3 protein-coding genes are annotated in these 1889 nt (G+C 47.0%); all 3 read left to right on the top strand.

Annotated features, from left to right (window positions below; translation table 11 throughout):
- Positions 1 to 360, top strand: a 360-nt coding sequence (locus tag ACP2WS_RS11220; protein ID WP_426460842.1) for a DUF4189 domain-containing protein, incomplete at its 5' end; no start/stop codon positions are given.
- Positions 361 to 456: 96 nt separating this feature from the next.
- Entirely contained in the window at positions 457 to 837 is a 381-nt protein-coding gene (locus tag ACP2WS_RS11215) for a lysozyme inhibitor LprI family protein (RefSeq protein WP_426460841.1), read from the top strand.
- 56 nt (positions 838 to 893) lie between these two features.
- Positions 894 to 1889 (top strand): VgrG-related protein (locus ACP2WS_RS11210; protein ID WP_465248524.1); only part of this gene is annotated, 996 nt, incomplete at its 3' end.

Genomic DNA, 1889 nt, shown 5'->3' with positions numbered 1-1889 from the left:
TCCACTCCTTACTACGGAAGTCTGGCTGTGAATTCATTAGAGGCTGGCGTCTATTGGGGTGGAGGTGGAAATACGAACAGGAAAATTTCAGAAGAAAAAGCCATCGCAATTTGTGCACAAAATTCATGCAAGATATTAAAAACCATCTACAACACCTGCGCTGCCGTCAGCTGGCCTGCCAATGCCCCTCAAAAAATCATTGTCTCTACCAATCATGATCCGCAGCTGGCCATACAAGAGGCCGGGCAGTCATGTGAGAAACAATATGGAGCAGAGAACTGCAGAATCAGTCTGAATAAAAAGACAAACAGCTACGCTTATTGCTCCGGTTACGACTACGGCGCATACCGCCAGAAATAAACAACATCTGCACTTCAATCCAGACACGCCACAATCCCGCATGGCACTGATATAAAAATATCAACGCCCCATTCAAAAAATCAAACAGGATAAAAATTGAAAAAATACATACTTATATTTTTTGCCGCAATCACGTACTCCATTGCAATTGCCAAAACATCTACAAATTCAAACATCAGCACCTGCCTCAAAAAAGCAAACGGCGTCACCTCTGAAATATCCAACTGCATAACAGCAGACAGCAATATTCAGGACATGCGCCTGAACAAGGCGTACAGGGATCTAATGAATCAAGAGAAGTCAATACCTAGAAAGAAGAAAATCCAGGAGGCTCAACGCTTATGGATAAAATTTCGAGATGCAAACTGCAATTCCTATGCAGACACAGAAGGTGGCACCCTAGAAGATCTGGCGGTACGCGAATGCTATCGCAAAAGCACTGAACAAAGAGCAAAAGAACTCGAATCGCTCAAATGAATTATTGATACGCCCCATTTCCCTATTCTTGCCATCACTTCCTCAAGGCAAATATCATGGAAAATTCGTCTAAAACACCCAAAGAAATCATGAGTCACTGGCATCTTGGACAAACATCTTCCAAGTATGAAACTGGCAATCGGGGGATATCCACCATCTCGACCGGCAGAGGTGACCATGGTGGCGTTTCTTATGGCGCGTATCAGTTATCAAGCAAGATGGGAACTCTTCAAAAATTTCTTCATCATTCCAAATATGAAGAATATTTTTCAGGACTACATCCTGCAACACAGGCCTTCAACTCGAAGTGGCGTGATCTCGCCTTGCATGATCCCGCTTTCCGACAAGCAGAACATGCATTCATTGAACAGACTCATTACAAACCAGAATTACAGCAACTCAAGAAACATGGCATCCCCATAGATACGAGAGGGAAAGCCGTTCATGACATGCTATGGAGTACGTCAGTGCAATATGGAAGCAAAGCTTCTGATATTTTTGAAGCGGCCTTAAAAGGCCATGATATCAGGCACACTTCCGATGCTCAATGGATTGAGGCCGTGCAAGACTACAAGCTGAAGCATGTGCATCAGCACTTCAGAAATTCTCCTGAACTTTGGCATAGCTTGGAAAAACGCATTCAGCACGAAAAATCAGATTTGCTCAAACTGGCACACGCAGAGCACAGCGTGATCCCTCATTTAAAAAATGATCCACACAAAGGCCAATCTCAATCAGACCACATATTGTCTTCTTCGCTAGGCGCTCCAATGGGCGTTCACAGCTGCGTAGTCACACATACCTCCCAGCCCGAGCACTCCGAGGTGTCCGCACTGTCCCGGCATGCCGATTCCCGCATCGCGGCCTTCCACGACCGTGTGCAGCAAGAGCCGACTCTGGGTGGCTACAGCGAGCTGGAGCGCTCGCGCATTGCGGCGGCTTCCCTGGCTCAGTCCCAGCGCATGGGGCTCGATGTGGCGGGGCTCACGGAGCTGGAGTGCTACGTGCATCCGGGCAAGGGACAGGCTTTCTTTGTGGCAGACGATCCTGTG

Source organism: Brachymonas moutaii (nom. illeg.), from assembly GCF_049977365.1.
GTDB lineage: Bacteria > Pseudomonadota > Gammaproteobacteria > Burkholderiales > Burkholderiaceae_C > Brachymonas.
The sequence above is the reverse complement of the archived record's forward strand: the minus strand, read 5'-3'. Positions and strand labels throughout refer to the sequence as shown.